At 60.8% G+C, this 15,667-nt stretch carries 15 protein-coding genes; 6 read left to right on the top strand and 9 right to left on the bottom strand.

Annotation, left to right across the window (positions count from 1 at the left end; genetic code table 11):
- Positions 1-14 precede the first annotated feature (14 nt).
- Complete coding sequence (locus AB4Y63_RS12105) at positions 15-674, bottom strand: TetR/AcrR family transcriptional regulator (protein ID WP_441791295.1); 660 nt, start codon at positions 672-674, stop codon at positions 15-17.
- A gap of 79 nt (positions 675-753) precedes the next feature.
- On the opposite strand from AB4Y63_RS12105, the gene AB4Y63_RS12100 reads away from it, so the two are divergent.
- The 3 genes from AB4Y63_RS12100 to AB4Y63_RS12090 all read left to right on the top strand — a co-directional run bounded on the left by AB4Y63_RS12100 (position 754) and on the right by AB4Y63_RS12090 (position 3,540).
- Positions 754-1,638, top strand: a complete 885-nt coding sequence (locus AB4Y63_RS12100; protein WP_441791294.1) for an alpha/beta fold hydrolase — start codon at positions 754-756, stop codon at positions 1,636-1,638.
- A gap of 850 nt (positions 1,639-2,488) precedes the next feature.
- Entirely contained in the window at positions 2,489-2,719 is a 231-nt protein-coding gene (locus tag AB4Y63_RS12095; protein WP_441791293.1) for a hypothetical protein, read from the top strand.
- Positions 2,720-2,931: 212 nt separating this feature from the next.
- Positions 2,932-3,540: a cysteine hydrolase family protein gene (locus tag AB4Y63_RS12090; RefSeq protein ID WP_441791292.1), complete on the top strand. Its 609-nt coding sequence runs from the start codon at positions 2,932-2,934 to the stop codon at positions 3,538-3,540.
- Positions 3,541-3,711: 171 nt separating this feature from the next.
- Here AB4Y63_RS12090 and AB4Y63_RS12085 read toward each other — a convergent pair whose 3' ends face one another.
- Positions 3,712-4,155 (bottom strand): MarR family winged helix-turn-helix transcriptional regulator, encoded by a 444-nt coding sequence (locus AB4Y63_RS12085; RefSeq protein WP_441791291.1) that lies wholly within the window; start codon positions 4,153-4,155, stop codon positions 3,712-3,714.
- 82 nt (positions 4,156-4,237) lie between these two features.
- Here AB4Y63_RS12085 and AB4Y63_RS12080 point away from each other — a divergent pair, with 82 nt between their 5' ends.
- A complete protein-coding gene (locus tag AB4Y63_RS12080) occupies positions 4,238-4,579 on the top strand; it encodes a rhodanese-like domain-containing protein (RefSeq protein WP_441791290.1) in 342 nt (113 codons plus the stop codon).
- A 648-nt stretch (positions 4,580-5,227) separates the two neighbouring features.
- The gene (locus AB4Y63_RS12075) at positions 5,228-5,860 is read left to right on the top strand and encodes an HD domain-containing protein (RefSeq protein ID WP_441791289.1); all 633 of its coding nucleotides are present in this window, start codon (positions 5,228-5,230) and stop codon (positions 5,858-5,860) included.
- A 517-nt stretch (positions 5,861-6,377) separates the two neighbouring features.
- Here the strand turns inward: AB4Y63_RS12075 and AB4Y63_RS12070 are convergent.
- The 5 genes from AB4Y63_RS12070 to AB4Y63_RS12050 form a co-directional block, all read right to left on the bottom strand.
- The gene (locus AB4Y63_RS12070) at positions 6,378-6,707 is read right to left on the bottom strand and encodes a hypothetical protein (protein WP_441791288.1); all 330 of its coding nucleotides are present in this window, start codon (positions 6,705-6,707) and stop codon (positions 6,378-6,380) included.
- Positions 6,708-7,131: 424 nt separating this feature from the next.
- Entirely contained in the window at positions 7,132-9,087 is a 1,956-nt protein-coding gene (locus tag AB4Y63_RS12065; RefSeq protein WP_441791287.1) for a zinc-ribbon domain-containing protein, read from the bottom strand.
- A complete protein-coding gene (locus AB4Y63_RS12060; RefSeq protein WP_441791286.1) occupies positions 9,084-10,181 on the bottom strand; it encodes an ATP-binding protein in 1,098 nt (365 codons plus the stop codon). Before AB4Y63_RS12060 ends, AB4Y63_RS12065 begins: the two co-directional genes overlap by 4 nt.
- Positions 10,178-12,088 carry a Mu transposase C-terminal domain-containing protein gene (locus tag AB4Y63_RS12055; RefSeq protein WP_441791285.1) on the bottom strand — a complete coding sequence of 637 codons (1,911 nt, stop codon included), beginning with the start codon at positions 12,086-12,088 and terminating at the stop codon, positions 10,178-10,180. Before AB4Y63_RS12055 ends, AB4Y63_RS12060 begins: the two co-directional genes overlap by 4 nt.
- A complete protein-coding gene (locus AB4Y63_RS12050) occupies positions 12,075-12,842 on the bottom strand; it encodes a TnsA-like heteromeric transposase endonuclease subunit (RefSeq protein ID WP_441791284.1) in 768 nt (255 codons plus the stop codon). The genes AB4Y63_RS12055 and AB4Y63_RS12050 overlap by 14 nt, the downstream gene beginning before the upstream one ends.
- Positions 12,843-12,951: 109 nt before the next feature.
- Between AB4Y63_RS12050 and AB4Y63_RS12045 the strand changes: the two genes are divergently transcribed.
- The gene (locus AB4Y63_RS12045) at positions 12,952-13,368 is read left to right on the top strand and encodes a hypothetical protein (protein ID WP_441791283.1); all 417 of its coding nucleotides are present in this window, start codon (positions 12,952-12,954) and stop codon (positions 13,366-13,368) included.
- Between the two features lie 192 nt (positions 13,369-13,560).
- On the opposite strand, the gene AB4Y63_RS12040 is transcribed toward AB4Y63_RS12045, so the two are convergent.
- Together AB4Y63_RS12040 and AB4Y63_RS12035 are read right to left on the bottom strand one after the other, a co-directional pair.
- A complete protein-coding gene (locus tag AB4Y63_RS12040) occupies positions 13,561-13,899 on the bottom strand; it encodes a hypothetical protein (RefSeq protein ID WP_441791282.1) in 339 nt (112 codons plus the stop codon).
- Between the two features lie 668 nt (positions 13,900-14,567).
- Positions 14,568-14,663, bottom strand: a complete 96-nt coding sequence (locus tag AB4Y63_RS12035) for a hypothetical protein (RefSeq protein WP_441791281.1) — start codon at positions 14,661-14,663, stop codon at positions 14,568-14,570.
- Positions 14,664-15,667: the final 1,004 nt, after the last annotated feature.

The following is a 15,667-nucleotide window of genomic DNA, read 5'->3' as shown; positions in this document are numbered from 1 at the left end:
TACCCGGGTCGGGGTTACCCGGGCAGCGGGTCCATGAAGCCGGTCTTAGCGAGAACTGTGGTGTCGGCACCGTAAGCCTGCAACCGGGACACGATGCCGCGGCGAGCGAATTCGTACGGTTCGGCCGATCTGCGTAGGAGCGAATATGAGTTGGACGCTTCAATCAGCGCGGTGAGTTCGAACGCGAGCTGTGGGGTGTCGGTGATGCCGACAAGCTCGCCCTGGTCGACCGCGTGGCCGATGCTGGAGACGAGGAACGCGTCTCTCTCGTCCACGGCACGCAGGATTGCGTCGTGCACAACGCCGGGCCGCGAGTCGAATTCTGCAGAGACGGCGAAGAAAAAGCATCCGCCCTCGAAAACACGGCCGGCGGAGTAATCGATCCAGCTTCGAAGGAGGGCGCACACTCGGCGAAGGCCACGGGGTTGTATCCGTGCCGGGTCGATGACGGAGGCGGTGAATATGCCGCGTGCAGTCTCGACCGCGGCGAGCTGGAGCTGCTCTTTGGTGCCGAAGAGTGCGGCCACGCCGCTCTTACTCGCGGAGACCTCTGCTGCCAGGCGCCCGATAGTGAGTCCCTCAAGTCCGTTGACTGACGCAATGTCGACGGCACGGGCGAGAACAGCGCGGCGTGACTCGTCGCCGCGGGCCCTTCGACCGTCAAGTTGTTGCATGAAACCAGTTTAGTAGTACGATCATCCGTATTGTTTAAAAGTACGGCCGTTCGTATTGTTCATTAATGAGGAGTCCTGCATGCCCAATGTCATCCGAGTGGCCTTCTCCGCCGCTGAGACTCTCTCGCCGCGCCTGGCTGGCCGACTCGCTCTTAAGCTCTTCCGGCGTGTGGGCAGCCGTATACCCGTGCGCCCCGACGAACGCGCAACCCACGACAGCGCTCGCGTCGGCACCATCACCGTGAACAACAAGGACGTCGTCACCTACCAGTGGGGCACCGGCGCCCGCACAGTGCTGCTGGTGCACGGTTGGCGCGGCCGCGCCGTCCAGTTCGCCCGCCTCATCCGTGAGCTGCACGCCGAAGGCTACACCGTCGTCTCCTTCGATGCCCCCGCCAACGGAAGCTCTGATGGGCGCTACACCGACGTGCGCGAGTACGTCGACGCAATGGTCCAGCTACAGCGCCAGCACGGACCCTTCGAAGCCGTCGTCGCCCACTCGTTCGGCGTACTAGGCGCAATATCCGCCGTGGCCAATGGCCTTGACGCGCACCGAGTAGTTGGAATTTCGGGGGTTGCCGAACCCGGGTACCTGCTCAGCTACTTCGGACAGGTACTTGGTCTGGGGCCGGCCGCGACGGATGAGTTGGGCGCGGCGTTCGTGCGCTGCGTGTTCGCGAACGATCCCGAGGAACTTGCACGCTTCTCCGGGGTCCTGAACCCACTTCCGGCCGCGGTCGCTCTGCTGCTGCTGCACGACCGCGTGGACCCGGTTGTCGACATCGAGCAGTCGGAGCAACTGCACGCCGCCCACGGTGAGCGTTCGCACCTGATCGCCACCGAGGGGCTCGGGCATCGGCGCATCCTATCGGCGGACGTCACCCTGGACGCAGTGCTCGAGTTCATCACGGCGCCTCTTCCCGTCGCCCAGGCGAGATCTGTGGAAAGGCCCCGGGCTTGCTAACGACTGCCGCCCACTACTCGCAAGCCCTGAAAAGGCAACAACTGATGCCAAAGAATGCGACGAAAACTGATGCCCTAGCCTCTAACCGCCACACACGACGGGTGATCGACCTCAGCCACACGATCGCAGCGGAGAGAGTCACTTGTCCCGGGCTGCCCGTGACGAGGTCATTCTCTCCCTTTGCCTGGGGCACCCTCCTTGTCGGCACCGCATTCCTGACCGGTTTCGTCTTGTTTCGACTGGCCGTGCTGGCGCTCGGCGCGTGTGGGGGCTGCGCCGCAGAGGGGGAAGCGACCAGTCATCGTGAGGCTAGGCGCGGGCCTTGTCCTCCGCAGGTTATGACTGAGAATGACTTTGAGCGGATGATCTGGGCCCCGCTCCCGTGACCTCCTGCCGCCAAACCCAACTATGTGACAATGATCCCGCGGATGGTGGTTGCCATGATCCTCCGCTTGCGCGCATCCACTCCGTAGCCGCGACAGGGTGCGTCGCCGAAAAACCCAGCAACTCGGGAACGTATCGCAGCCGCGAATGCCGAGAAGCGCAAGACCTGACACAGAAAAGATGCCCTTGTGGCACGCTCATCCAGCAACTTCGGCTGATGAGTTGTGCTTTGGGCAGCACTCACGCGTCCCGACCCCCCCCCCAGCGGGGGGAGTGCTCGCTGTGTGCCGGATAAGAGGATGGACATGTAATGCCGTTGGATCAGTTTCTTGCGCTACTTGCCTGTGCAGTTTTGGCCGGCCTAACCATTTTCCAAGGTGCGCTCATTGCCGGAGCCCCTCTGGGGAGGATGGCTTGGGGCGGTCAGCATCGCGTCCTCCCTGCCAAGCTAAGGGTTGGGAGCGGCATGTCCATAGGCATATATGCCCTCTTCGCCTATGCGGCCCTGGCCAAGGCAAGCGTTGTCCCGCCAATGGTCAACGAATCCTTCACAGCAATTACCATGTGGGTGATGGCGGCATACTTCGTGCTCGGCGTCGTCATGAACGGAATCTCCCGCAGCAAACTTGAACGCCTCATCATGACCCCAACCACGCTCGCCCTCGCGACGGTTTATCTAGTTCTTGCCGCCCAATGACGCGAAAAGGTTCGATTCATGCCACCACCTGAGTCCGCCTGAGAAGCAGAGGTGATAGCACGACGCTCAAGCCGGTGTCTGCAGCGATCGCCTGGGCAGCGACAGCGAGCGCGCAGTACAGGATCCCCAGCTGATGACCTGATGCACCGAGAACACAGCCAATAGCGCGACACCATCCTCATTGAACGAAGCACCTCTCTGAACGGAGCATCATGACTGACCACCGATCCTCGCCTGGAGCCCTTGATCCGCGCGCTGCTCTTGTGATTGTCGACGTCCAACAAGCCTTCGATGAGACCGCCTACTGGGGTCCGCGAGATAATCCGTCGTGCGAGGCGAACATTGAGGCGCTGCTGACGCACTGGCGGGAAACCGGCCGACCCGTCATCTTCGTCCGCCATGACTCAACCGCGCCCTCTTCGCCTCTCCACCCGGACAACCCTGGAAACGCGTTCAAGGACATCATTACGGGCACCCCGGATCTCCTGGTGACCAAAAGTGTTAATTCCAGCTTCCACGGCACTCCTGACCTGCACGCCTGGCTGCAGGAGAACGCCATCGAGGAACTGGTGGTCTGTGGAATCACGACCAACCACTGCTGCGAGACCACGGCGCGAGTCGGGGGCAACCTCGGCTACCGGGTGTATTTCCCCCTCGACGCCACACATACCTTTGACCGCCACGCTCAGGACGGTGAGAACGTCGCGGCGGCTACCCTTTCTCGGATGACCGGGGTAAACCTGCACGGGGAATTTGGCACGGTCGTTACCACCGCCGATCTGCTTGAACAGGTACCACGACACCGCCCGCCCGCCCGATAGTCGGTACGCCCCTGAGACCGGGCCTAGAAGCGATGGGCGTGTCGCCGTGAGCTCTTCAAGGAATGGGCGCCTTCATGCACGCGATCCTCGCGCGGAAACGCATTCAGGACTTGACCCCCGTTGGTCATGATTCCGTGAACGCCAAGCTCCCGGTCATTATTTACAGTGAGGTCACCCTGCGGGCTTCCGGATCTTGTTGAGGACTCGCCCCAATAGCGCTAAATCCTCGTCGGTGAGGTTGGACGCGAACTGGCATTCGATCGCGCGTACATAGACCGGGGCGGTTGAACGGAATTCGGCGAGTCCCGCTTTCGTGATTACTGCGTACGCTGAGCGCCGGTCGCCTGGATGCTCCTCCTTAGTGATCATGCCTCGGCTCGCCAGCTCATCGACGAGACGGCTGACCCTGGATCGGCTAAGGACGACCCGTTCCGCGAGGTCGGTCATCCGCAGTCGGCCGGCAGGTTCCGCTGCTAGCTCGAGCAGCACGTCGTACCACGACAGGGGCAGGCCAGTTTGCCTTTGGACTTCCTTGTCCAGCGCGGGGACTAGGGCGGCGTGCACTTGGAGCAGTGCGCCCCAGGCATCGGCGGCGAGCTTCTTGCGAGACGGCATCCCCTAAATGTAGCGGAGTTGCGTGCGCACGCACGCATAGCTATTGTTGTGTGCGCACGCACATAAACCACGAAAGGGCATCATGACCAAACTCATCACCCGCGACGACCTCAAGGCAGCCATCGACTCCCGAACTGTCACCGTGATCGACGCGCTGGGAGGCATGTACTACGAGCAGCAGCACCTTCCAGGAGCGCTGCCACTCGTGGGAGCGGATGTCGTGGAGCAGGCTTCGAGCTTGCTTCCGGACAAAGACGCCGCGATCATCACCTACTGTTCGAATGCTTCCTGCCCGAACAGCCAGAACGTCGCAATCATGCTCACGGCAGCTGGGTACACCAATATTCGCAAGTACAGCGAGGGTATTCAGGATTGGGTAGGAGCGGGTCTGCCGATCGAGTCTGGCGCGTATATCCGCCCCTGATGAAATGACCGATCCGGTCGGGCCTGCCGCTGGGCGCATATCCGCGGCGTGGCTCCATGACCCGGGCTCTTGCTGGCAAGAAGACCGCATGTCGCCTTTATGCGACCGCGCGCCCGAGTTGAGCTCCCGACCTTGACCCCTGGTTTCCTTGGAAACCAGGGGTCTTCGATAACCGCCTACGTCCCCTGGTCCGTTAGACGGGGCGATTCGAGTACTCGCGGCTAGGCGCCTACGGGGCTTCCCAGGGCGAGTCGGACGCGGTGGTTCAGACGACCGCCTCAAGGCTGGCGGTTCCGTGGACAATCGTTAATCCGGCGACCGTGAACGGCGACTCAGCGACCGCGGAGTCTGAGCAGATGCTCGGCCGGGCAGGCACCATCCGTGATCTCTGGAATGGCGATCTCCCAGCATTGCCTGGGGGGAAGGCACCTTCGTTCCCATCGTCACCGCTGTCTTCATGGGGTTGATTCCTACCGCAGCCGACCCGTCGGCGCACCCCAGTGATGTCCTTGAGTTCAGTATCAGCGGTCATTTGCGCGTGCTGGCACTTCAACTGGTGAGCAAACGCCTTAATGGATTGGCAGTATCTCGTCCCGAGCTGTCACTTCTGCCATTCCAATACCGAGCTCCAATCCTTAGCGTGGGGCCATGACATTTTCAATCGACCTGCCAGCCACCGCCCTTGCCCGTGCGGCGGTCATTGCAGCACAGACTTCAGAGAGTACGTCGGTAGCCAATCACAGCATTCGGAGCTTCCTGTTTGCGGAACTCCTGGCGAGGCACGAGGGGGCGTTGGACGATGCGGCGTATGACCGGGATCTTCTCTTTGCTGCCTGCGTCATGCACGACCTGGGTATTGGCACCAAAGCACCCGGTGAGCAGCGGTTCGAGGTGGAAGGTGCAGATCTGGCAGCCGAGATCTTGACCGAGCATGGTGTGGCGGCGGTGGACGTTGACCGGGTGTGGGAAGCGATCGCCTTGCACAGTTCGCCGGGCATCGCCGAGCGTCGAGGGCTCCTCGCCTACTTGACAACGGAGGGGGTTGGGATCGACTTTGGCCACAAGGCCGACATCGTCATGTCACAGCAGCGGCACATTCACGCACGGTACCCGCGGCTCGACATGGCCAAGTCGCTCACTAACTCAATCGTCGCTCACGCCACCCGTTCGACCGCCGCCGCGCCTCGCTATTCGTTGCCGGGCGAGCTTGCCCGCGAAAGAAGAGAACGGGGTGTCAGCAACATGGAACTGGCAGCGTCTTCCTCTGTGTGGGGAAGCTGACCTCTGCACAGAACACCCGTGGCGAACTTGCGGCGTGAATAATGCGCTCTTGCTTCGGCCCGCCAGGGCATCGTTGCTCCGGTCATTGTCGGAGCAACGATGGTTGAGGAGTCCGATCTGCTCGATCTGCGACCGAAGCGCAGGGGAATGAGTTCTGTTCCTGCGCGCCGCTCGGGTCGTTCCCGTGACCACGGACTGCTGACGTTGAACGGAAGCACAATGCGCGCCGGCTCGACCAAGTGAAGCGACTTCACGGGGCTCGTGAACTACAACGTGCGCATTTGCGATAGGAGCAATTGCTATGGCAGGGTGCGCTTCGGTCATTGCTCCGGAATCTATCTGTTCCCTGGGTGTACGACATGGAAATCGGTCTCCGGCCGCCGTGTCGCCTGGTCGGAACCTTTCAATCCCAGCGCGACTAATTAACTTTAGGCTTCAAAGTTAATTAGCGGCCGGCGCAATGGTCCGCACGGTGTGACTCCTGCTGGAGCTGAGTGGCGGACGTCAATGGCTGCGGTTAGTAGACAAGGATCCGATCTTTGAGCCTGCACTTCGGGAAACCTTTTGATTGGCGACGGTTCTGGATGGTCTGAGCGTGCACGTGTTTGTTGACCAGGCATTGCAACCAAGGTTTGGTGTCGCCCGGGAAAATCTCGTCGGCGTCTTTGTGGTTCCGAGTGAGATGCAGCTCGATTGAAAGCATGGGCTCCACCGTGCCGAGGTCATTTTCTCCACGGGCGAGTTCGCGACTGGAGCACACGCTGCAGCCTTGCGCGGCATTGATCTTGTCGATACGGGCTCTGTAAGCGTGGGCGTCTCCCCGCTCACGCTGGCAGATCCACCACACGTCCCGGCGTTCTCAGTGGGTGACGTGTGCGGGGTGAGGTCCCCGTTTAGTGTGGGGTGCCAGCGCGCTGCTTCGTCCGGGTGGGTCGTGGCGAGGTTCTCTTTCTGGGCGATGGTCCGTTCGAGAGCGCAGATAAATCTAAAGAGTCTAAAAACTTCTAAATCTAAAGCGCCACACCCTCAGCGGTGCGACAACATGGTTATCGAAGTGCTTTTCCTTCTGGTCCTGCTTGATGCGCTCAAATTGAAGATTTCAGATATTTAGCGCTGCCCCTTGGTACTCGGACCCGTCATTTGCGGCAACGGCGAGTTGGCCGCTGAGAAATGCGGAAATTGCAGTTGCTGTGCCGTGCTCGCAGTATGGATCCCGCCGCGAGTTTCCCGGGGGCGGAACTGCAAGTCGGCCGATATCGGTATCACAGCGCTTAGCGGCGATCCGTGAGGATACGCTCTGACGAATCGCATTTCGGGCACCCTTTTGACTGGCGCCGGTTTTGCGTGGTCTGGTCGTGGACGTGTCCATTTGCCAAACATTTCCACCAGAGTTTGTGGTCGCTCGGGAAGATCTCGTTGGCGCGCTTCATGTTCAAGTACGGGTGGAGCTCGAGAGAGAGTATTGGTTCCACGGTGCCGAGGTCGTTCTCGCCTGGTCGGAGTTTGCGACTGACGCAGATGCTGCATCTGAGGCCGAGGGTGACCTTGTCGATTCGAGCTGAGTAGTCATGTCCTTTCTCGCACTCCCACCACATTTCCCGGCGTTCTCCGTGAGTGATGTGCTCGGCGGTGAGGTTGCCGTTCATGCTCGGATGTAGACGGGCGGCATGGGCGGGGTGGGTGGCAGCGAGGCTCTTTTCGTAGGGGACGGTTCGTTCGCGGACACAGATGTTGCAGCCCCGTCTTCCAGAGACAAGTTCCCATGGGCGGGCCCAGAATATATGTCCGTCTTTGCATCGCCACCTGACGAGCATTTTGGCGCCGGCGCTGACAACGATGGGGGAGTGGCCCTCGGCCCAACCATTTGCCCACATCGCCGCGATATCGGGGTGGGTGGTGAGTAGACAGTTGACCTGATAGTGGACCAGCCGGTTGGAGCAGACGGGGCAGTTGTAGGTCGGAAGCGTCTTCTTTGAGGGACTGACCTGGTGGCTGTGCCCTCTCGCGCACACCCACCAGTGCCTCGCACTGGAGCTGGCCGCGACGTCGGCGGCGCTCAGCCCGCCGTTGCGGTAAATGTCGAATTGGGCTGCCGCTGCGGGCGACTTGGTCCAGAGGTCGTTGTCGCCGGCACGGACGCGTCGAACCATGCAGAGCCCGCAGGTCGGAGCGTACATTGTGGGTGTCGTGGTACCCGGCAGATTCACCGGAGGGAGGTATGCGAAGGTATGCCCGTTGGGACAGGTGAATTCACGTGGGGCAGTGTTGTGTACGCCAGCGTGGAGCGTGATCGAGTCCGCGGTGGCGATCGCGCCTGTCACCGCAGTGTCGCCCGTGACAGCCGGGTAGTTCCCGGCCGGTTCCAGCTCTCCACGGTACGCGGTTAGGGTCGCTGCGGTGTGTATTTGGAGGGGGTAGTCGTGGCACCAATCGGGGCTGAACGGGGCTTCCAGGTTGATGGCGTTTTGCAGCGCCAGGACGGTGGGGCGCAAGTAGATCCATAGTGTTCGCACCACTGAGGGGTGCGCTCCTCCGACGCTCGCATTCACGACTGCGCTTAGGTGGGCGAACGCATCGGCGAAGCTCGCCGAGGGGTCGAAGAATCGCAGGGCGAAGTCGCCGGTGGTGATGGCCTGGATGGTTGTGATCGCAGCGGCGAAAACGTGGGATTCTGCCTCCTCAAGGGAAAGATCGGGGTGTTGGGCCTCGGCTAGGGCTTTGGTGACGAGCAGGTACAGGCGTACGTCGATGAGGACTTTGYGGCGCAGCTTCTCGAATACTCGTTGGGCGTTGACGGTTTCGGGGCTGACGCGGTGCTGGTCGTCGGCGTGGCCCCAGAGGCCGATCCATCGCTGGTGTCGGGCGCAGACGATGTCATCGAAATGGGGGTTCTGTTCCACGGTGTCGCCGAATGTGCAGTGCGTACACGCGAACCGTCGAGGGAGAGTCTCATGGAAGTGCTGGCAGTCTTGGAACCCGTCGGTGAGCCATCCGGTGGGGTGCGGTTTCAGGTACAAAGTGCCGCGTTTTGTGACCGTCGTGAGCGCACGCATCCACCCTTCCCGTTGCGCTTTCGCGTCCTGGTCGGCAGCGAAGGTGCGGGTTAGGTCGGTGCGGTGGGTGCCATTGCAGAAGTTTTTGGCGAGGAGACGGTTGCTGTAGCTTTCGACGGTTTCTCGGTGAACGGGGCGAACGTCGAAAGGAAGTCGCTTGATGACGGCGCTCATGCGCTGACCAGCCCTGACATGGGGTAGCGCAGGGCTTTGCTGCCCTTGCTGAGAGCGGCCCTCTTGATTTTGTAGTTCTCCTCAGCGAACTGGTCGAGTTTTACGGTGTCCATGACTTCCTCGGTGAGGCGCTCTTGCGTGTACTTCGGGTTGCTGATCAGCTCGATGGTTGCGCCAGTGAGGAGTTTTGCGAGGCTTCCGATGGACCCAGAGGTGCGGAGGTAGAGGTAGTCGCGAAGCTCACGGAGGGTTCCGGTCTCCTGGTGGCGGAGGGGCAGTTTCTTCTCGAATGCGGCAATGAGACCGGTCCAGGTTTTCCGGTCGGTGATGTCGCCGAGGTTGAGTCGTTCCATGTCGAGGATCGTGAAGCGGCCGCGGAGCTGCTGCCCTTTCGGCCCGGAGAGAAGGTCGCCGTTGGTGAGCCCGAAGCCGGCGTAGACGAAGGTGGCTGGAACTTCGTTGTGCAGGTTTTTCAGAACGTCTACGGACTCGCCAAGCCCCACGCTGCGCCCGACGAGGTTCTGCAGTTCGTCGACGACAATGAGTTGGGTGCCGGCGGCGACCAGAGCCTGTACGACGCGGCTGCGGATCTCACCCATGGACTCGCGGCCGGTCACGGGGAGCCCGAGAAAATCCGCGAATGTCTTCATGAGCAATTTCCCGGTGGAGGCTGCGGGAACGGACACGTACACGATGGGAAGCCGGCCGTGTTCTTGGTAGTCCGGAAACATCCGGGTGTATTGGGAGAACACGGTGCGCATGAGGGTTTTCGCGGTCTCGGTCTTCCCGACGGTTGAGTCGCCGTTGAGCATCAGTCCGGCGTGGCCGGAGTTGCGGCCGACGTTGACGGCGAACGCTTGCGTGAGTAGCCGGGTGGCGTCGGTCACATGTGGGGTGGCGATGACGATCCCGCCCGAGGCGTACACGATGCGGGAGCGATCGTACTCGGTGCGTGCGGTATCGGATTGTGCTGCGTAGTCGGTCTCGCTGAGCATGTCGGGGCGGGGGATGCGCCGGCCGAGGAACGCGGTCAGGCCGTCGCGGTCGTGGAGGGACGTCGGGCGGTCGGCGTTGTGGAACAGGAGCGTGCTCATGAGTGGTTTCCTTCTGGGTCGAATTCGGGGAGTTCTTCTTCGGTGTCGTCGTCATCGAAGTCGGTCGGTACGAGGGCGGGTTGTGTGGGCGTGGGGAGCTGGTGGAGCGGTGTGCCGGCGAGGGTTGCACCGACGAGGGCAACTTCTGCTCGCTGTGTGAGGCGGGCATCCCCTTCTGTGGGTTCGGTGCCGTCGGGTTGGAAGGAGGCGAAGAAGGGGCTGTTGCGGGCGTTCCAGTCGCGAATGGTGCATTCGATGAAGGAGCCGTCGGGGGCTTTCGCCCAGATCGCTGATGGGTTGTAGGGGTCGTAATGGAGAACGAGTGACTTTTCGCGGCCGCGGAATTGGTGTAGTTCCGGTGAGTCATAGAAGTGGTTTGCGTGTCGCAGACCGGTAGCAGTGAGCGCCTTCCTCGTGGAGGGGAGCAACTCGAGGTATTGGTTCCGGCTGAGCGGGATGTCGATGGAGCCGACGGCAGATGCGGCCGCCGCGGCCATCTGGTTGGGCGAGTAGAACACGTTGGGGTGCATGGGGTCTCGCAGCGAGCTGTGCGGGCGGTTCTGCCATACGTTTAGCACCCAGTCGTGGAAGAGTTCCTGTACGGCGTAAATGTCCAGGAGGTCGTCGCGCTTGTCGATGTCCTCGCCACGGAATTCCACCGACCGGCCCACGTACCCGGGCAGGTTCTGCGTGAACATCGTGCTGATGGTCTTGAACATGCGTTCCACGATCGACTTAGTCGTCGGGGTTCGCGGGGGAGAGAAAATGACGCGCATCTTGAATGCTTCCGCTGCGCGAATCGTTGGAGTCGACTTGAAGTCCTTTCCGTTGTCGATTACCAGGATGCGCGGATAGACGTAGGGGCGGTGGTGAGCGAGGCGTGCGAGTTCGTCGGCTCCGAGAAGGGCGCAGTTGGAGTTCTGCTTCTGCACCATTTCGCGGAACCGGGTGCGGTCGGGCTGGTTCTGTATCGGTGTCAACGCCTGGGCGATGAGGCCGACATGGTCAACGCTTTTGGCGGCGACGAGTCGAAACGAATAGGCGAGGATGCTGCGGGTGGCGACATCGATCATGATCGTCAGCGTCGGACGTTGCGGCTTTCCGTTGGGAACTTTGACCAGTACATCCAGTGGGGTGGAGTCCAGCTGCACCTCAGCGCCGGGCAGCACCTGGACGTGCTTAGAAAATGGTCGGTTGGGGCGGTCTGCGAGGGAGCGGCGGTTTTTCGCGCTTCCGGTGGTGTGCTTGTTGTGGGTGTACAGGTCGATCAGCCGGTACATCGTGCGATTCGAAGGCAGGGCCGGGGCTTCGCTGCCGTGTTGGAGGAGAAGCTCCTTTCCGGTCAGGTGGATGAGTCGTTCGGCGGTGCCGGTTGATTCTCCGCGCTGGGCCGCAATGACGTCACACAGAGCCTCGATCACCTTGGCGCGGTCCGCTGTCGCTGATGATTTGCTGTTCAGCGCGCGGCCGTCGATGATCGCGGTTTCGCCGTTCTTCTTGAAGGCAGCCAGTTTGGCCATGAGCGTCGAGCGGGCCATCTTCAGATCGGTGGCTTCGAGTTCGGCGAGCTTGGCTTGGACGCGTTGCTCCTGAGTTGTACTCGCCGGGTCGAATTGCGGACGAGGCCGGCGGAGACCGGGATGTTCGCCGGTAGTGATTTCTCTCAGGTGATCAGAGAGAGTCAAGGTGCGCCGCTGCTGAGTGTCAGAGAGTGAATCGATCAATCGTGCGCTGGCGATTGTCGTCGGTTCCAAGCCGACGACTCTCTGGGAGAGTTCGGCCAAGTGCATAGTCACGTATTGCCCTGTCGCACTGGATCGAAGTTTCACTAGTGCTGCGCTCTGTTCGACCACGGTGTATTCGCCGTCATCGAGCTGGATTGGTGCGGTGATGTCAAGCGTGGGCATGAGGGCTCCGTTCAATCAGGGTGTTGCCGTCAATCGGTGTTGTCATATCGACGTGCACGACGCGAAGCCACAAAAGATGAAACAGTGCAGATCGGCCATCGGCGAGGGAACCCGGGGACAGCGTCAGAGCGGCATCGTCGAACCGTGTTGACGGCGTCAATGTCACGAGCAACTCAGAAGTGGCATCTTCGACTGGGCTGAAAAGCGGGTGTTTGAAGTAGCTGAGCCAGGTCAGGTTGGACTGCACTTGATCGGGCAAGCCAGCAAGAACCTGGTAGTCCCACCCGACCGCAGCGCAGACCGCCTGAGTCTTTGCGAACTGTTCCAATGCTTTGGAAGAGATCTTCGAGGCGGGCTTGATGTCGTACACAACCTGACGGTAATCACTATGGAGAGCGATCAGATCAGGGATGTGGCGTCCGCCATCGGCGAAGACCATCTCCATCGGCTGAGATGCAATCGCCGAAATTGACTCAACGTGGTCGAGGTACATCATCATGTTCGCTTCGTTCAGCGACTCGTGCCACACGTGGGAACCGGTCTGGGAGAAGAAATAGAGCCCGTAGTAGTTCCGCTGCCGTGGATAGGACGTCGGTTTGCGGAATGGTTCCGCAAGGTAAAGGTGGCGGCTCAGCAAAGGCCGGTCGGCCGGCGCTTCGCTCGTCGTTTTGGCGGTGGGCGCCCACCGCACCAGGGCGTTGCCACTGAACCGCAGCGATTCGTCAACGATCAGTTCCATGAGTTCTTCGTTCATGAAGATTGAGTGCGCGGCGTGAATCGCGATTCAGACCAATAGGGGGGAGAGTCGGCATCAACAGCCGAGAAGTAACACTTTTAAGAGTTATTCGAGTACCGTCAAGTGCATGGCCGAGCCCCGATATGAACCCCGTGAGTATTGTGCTGAGCCGGAGGCGTTCGGCAAGGCCGCGGTGTTGCGATGGCATCCGCCAAAGGACGAGCGATCTTTCGCGCTGACGCGTGCTGCGCAGATCCAGCATTCGTATGCCGTCCGGATTCGGTCCCGAGCGAAGGCAATCGCGAAAGGTCAGGTCAAACCGCATAAAGGGTTTCCACTGGCCGCAGTTCCGATGAAGAAGGCGAAGGCCCCGCTTGCGTTGCTCGCGGAAAAGATGGGTACAAGTTACGCCAGGCTCCTGCGATGCCTTCGCGGGGAGGTTGTAATGCGTCTGGATGATCTGGCTTGGGCCGACTTGGTGCTCGGTGAGATCAGCGAACTTGCACAGCCCGGCAGACAGATTAGGACGCCGTCGAGCCAATAACTGCAGTCGACTACGTGATAGCCGCCTTCGCGTCAGCGGAGGGGTTGAACGGGTTCTGGCCCGTCGGCGGAGCCGGAGGTCAGGAACAGTCATCAGCTGGGCGAGGTGGAAGGCGGCTCAGCCCGTGCGTCGCTCGAAATCGGTAGAGCGAGCCCTTGAGCGCAACAGATTAGGTGGCGGCTTTGACGAATCTCACTGTTCAAGCTCATGATTAGTCTCCGGCGATTCGGATGCATCGTCCTTGACGATTTCCCTGACGACAGACGTGTCGACCCAATACCAATCGATGTCGTCTGACCAACCAATGGTGTGCATGGTCCAACGCCCGCGTTCCCCGACCCTGCAGATATCGATGGATCGAAGCGGGAGGGGCTGGTCGTTGAACATCCCGTATGTATTCGGGCCGGGTTCACGGGTGACAGTGCCCTGCTCGAAATTGAAGACATGACAGCTGTCACGAGTGTAAACACGCCAGGTGCCCGAAGCGCCGGTCGGCAGCTCGTCAGTGGTTTCGAGACTGTGTTCTATCATGATTTGCCCTTCCTGAAATGGCCTGAGCGGCCTGCCTTGGTTCGGGACGCGTTGTCCGGCACCCTTCGGTCGACCTGGTTTGTGGTGGTTCTACCCGGGCTGAGCGTCAGGCTGATTTATGTGCCACTCCGCGCGGGCATGCGCTGCAACAACATCAGATCGAGATCAACGAAGTAACGAGATCCGCTGCGCGTCTGCACCACGTTGCACCCTGACCACGGGCCACTCATCGGATCCCGGTTGCCATAGTCGTCACTCATGCCGATTCCCTCCAAGCTCCGAAGTCAATCACTGGTAATAGTAATTACCAAGTAGGGAATCTTCAAGGTCCTCGCCGGCCGATTTCTTGGGCCGGCTCGTCGGGGATACGGAGTGTGGCAATGCGCGCGGTCCTAATGCGTAAGTTCCGGGCCCAACCCGCGAAGCTGGTCTTCCACGCGACGTGGGATGTCATCTCGGATGGCGCGTACTTCTGCGGGTGTATTCCCGTTGGGGCGTCGATGGGGCTAGTCCATTTAGCGGCGCCGGGGTAGATGGGGCAGGCATCTCCGCAGTCCGCGGTGATGACGACATCGGCTGCTTGCACGACTTCGTTGCTCAGCGGTTTTGGGAACGACGGAGACGCCGAGGGCGCAAGAGAAATCTTGCTCCGCCGGCAGTGAGTCGCCTCAGCCGCCCGCAGCCTGCGGGTCGAGGTATCGAGGGATGGGCTCCGCCAGTGCTGCAGAGGTTCGCGGCGCCAATTCGCTCGGCTTGAGGATCACGGTGTTGCCGGCGGCGATCGCGCCGATCAGGGCGCGATCGTATGCTGGATGGGGTGTTCCACGGTGCGATGAGTCGTACCATACCCAGAGACTCGGTCACCAGCTTCGCCGTTGGCGACGGATGAGACCGGGTCTGCCATCACGGCGAACGCGAACGCGATGAAGAGCAAGGCCCTGGGTGATTACAGCCTGTTGGCGGCCAATTCACACATCTAAAGTGGCCCAAGGTTGCTTTCCAGGATGGGCCTGACTCAACCACCCGAGCTGTTGTCGAGAAGTGCTAGCTAGTTGCCTGCGCATATCGGGACGATCTTGGAAACTTGATCGATGTTGACCCTCACCTGGCCGGTCTTGCCTTCGGCACGGAGCTTGTCGTTGTGAGTTGTGTCTTCCTTCGGCTGTCCTTCGTGAGTTGCTCTAGTCGGTTGTAGAACCCATCGCATGGGCGCAACCGAAGGAGGCGACCCTCACAGGGTCGCCTCCAGCTAATCTTCTTGCGGATCCTGTCCTTAGACGCGATTGATCCTTGTGAAGGTCCGCCTGGAGGGGGACTCAAGTGTCACGGCGAACATGGCCGAATTCCCAACCCAGAAGGTCATTCCTCGGTCACCGGCGCGGGTCTTGAATCCAGAAACGTTGATGGGAAGGACGCCTGGCCCTTTGTACCCGTTGCCGGGATACATGCAGGCGCTAGTCGAGGAGCACTGGTCCCACTGGCGTGATAGCAAAAGCAGAGACGCCGGAGGAAGGCGTTGCAATTGCCGCTACGCTCTCACCCGCCTCGTTTTCGTCCAAGTCGGTCAATTTTGGGCCGTGCGCCATCGTTGCCTCGAATAGGGCATGGAATGTACGGCGCCGGAATCCAGTGGCACACATCGAGACCGAAAGAATGCCGAAGGGGCTACTACCGAGTCGGCCTGCCCCGGAGTACTGCTGTCCACGACAGACTAGGGTCGACGAAGGCACTGAAGCGAGCTTAGGTTGACGCCGTTTCTGGCACCCAA

This window comes from Leifsonia sp. YAF41 (assembly GCF_052113185.1).
Classification (GTDB): domain Bacteria; phylum Actinomycetota; class Actinomycetes; order Actinomycetales; family Microbacteriaceae; genus Cryobacterium.
This window is presented reverse-complemented; position numbering and strand designations above follow the sequence as displayed.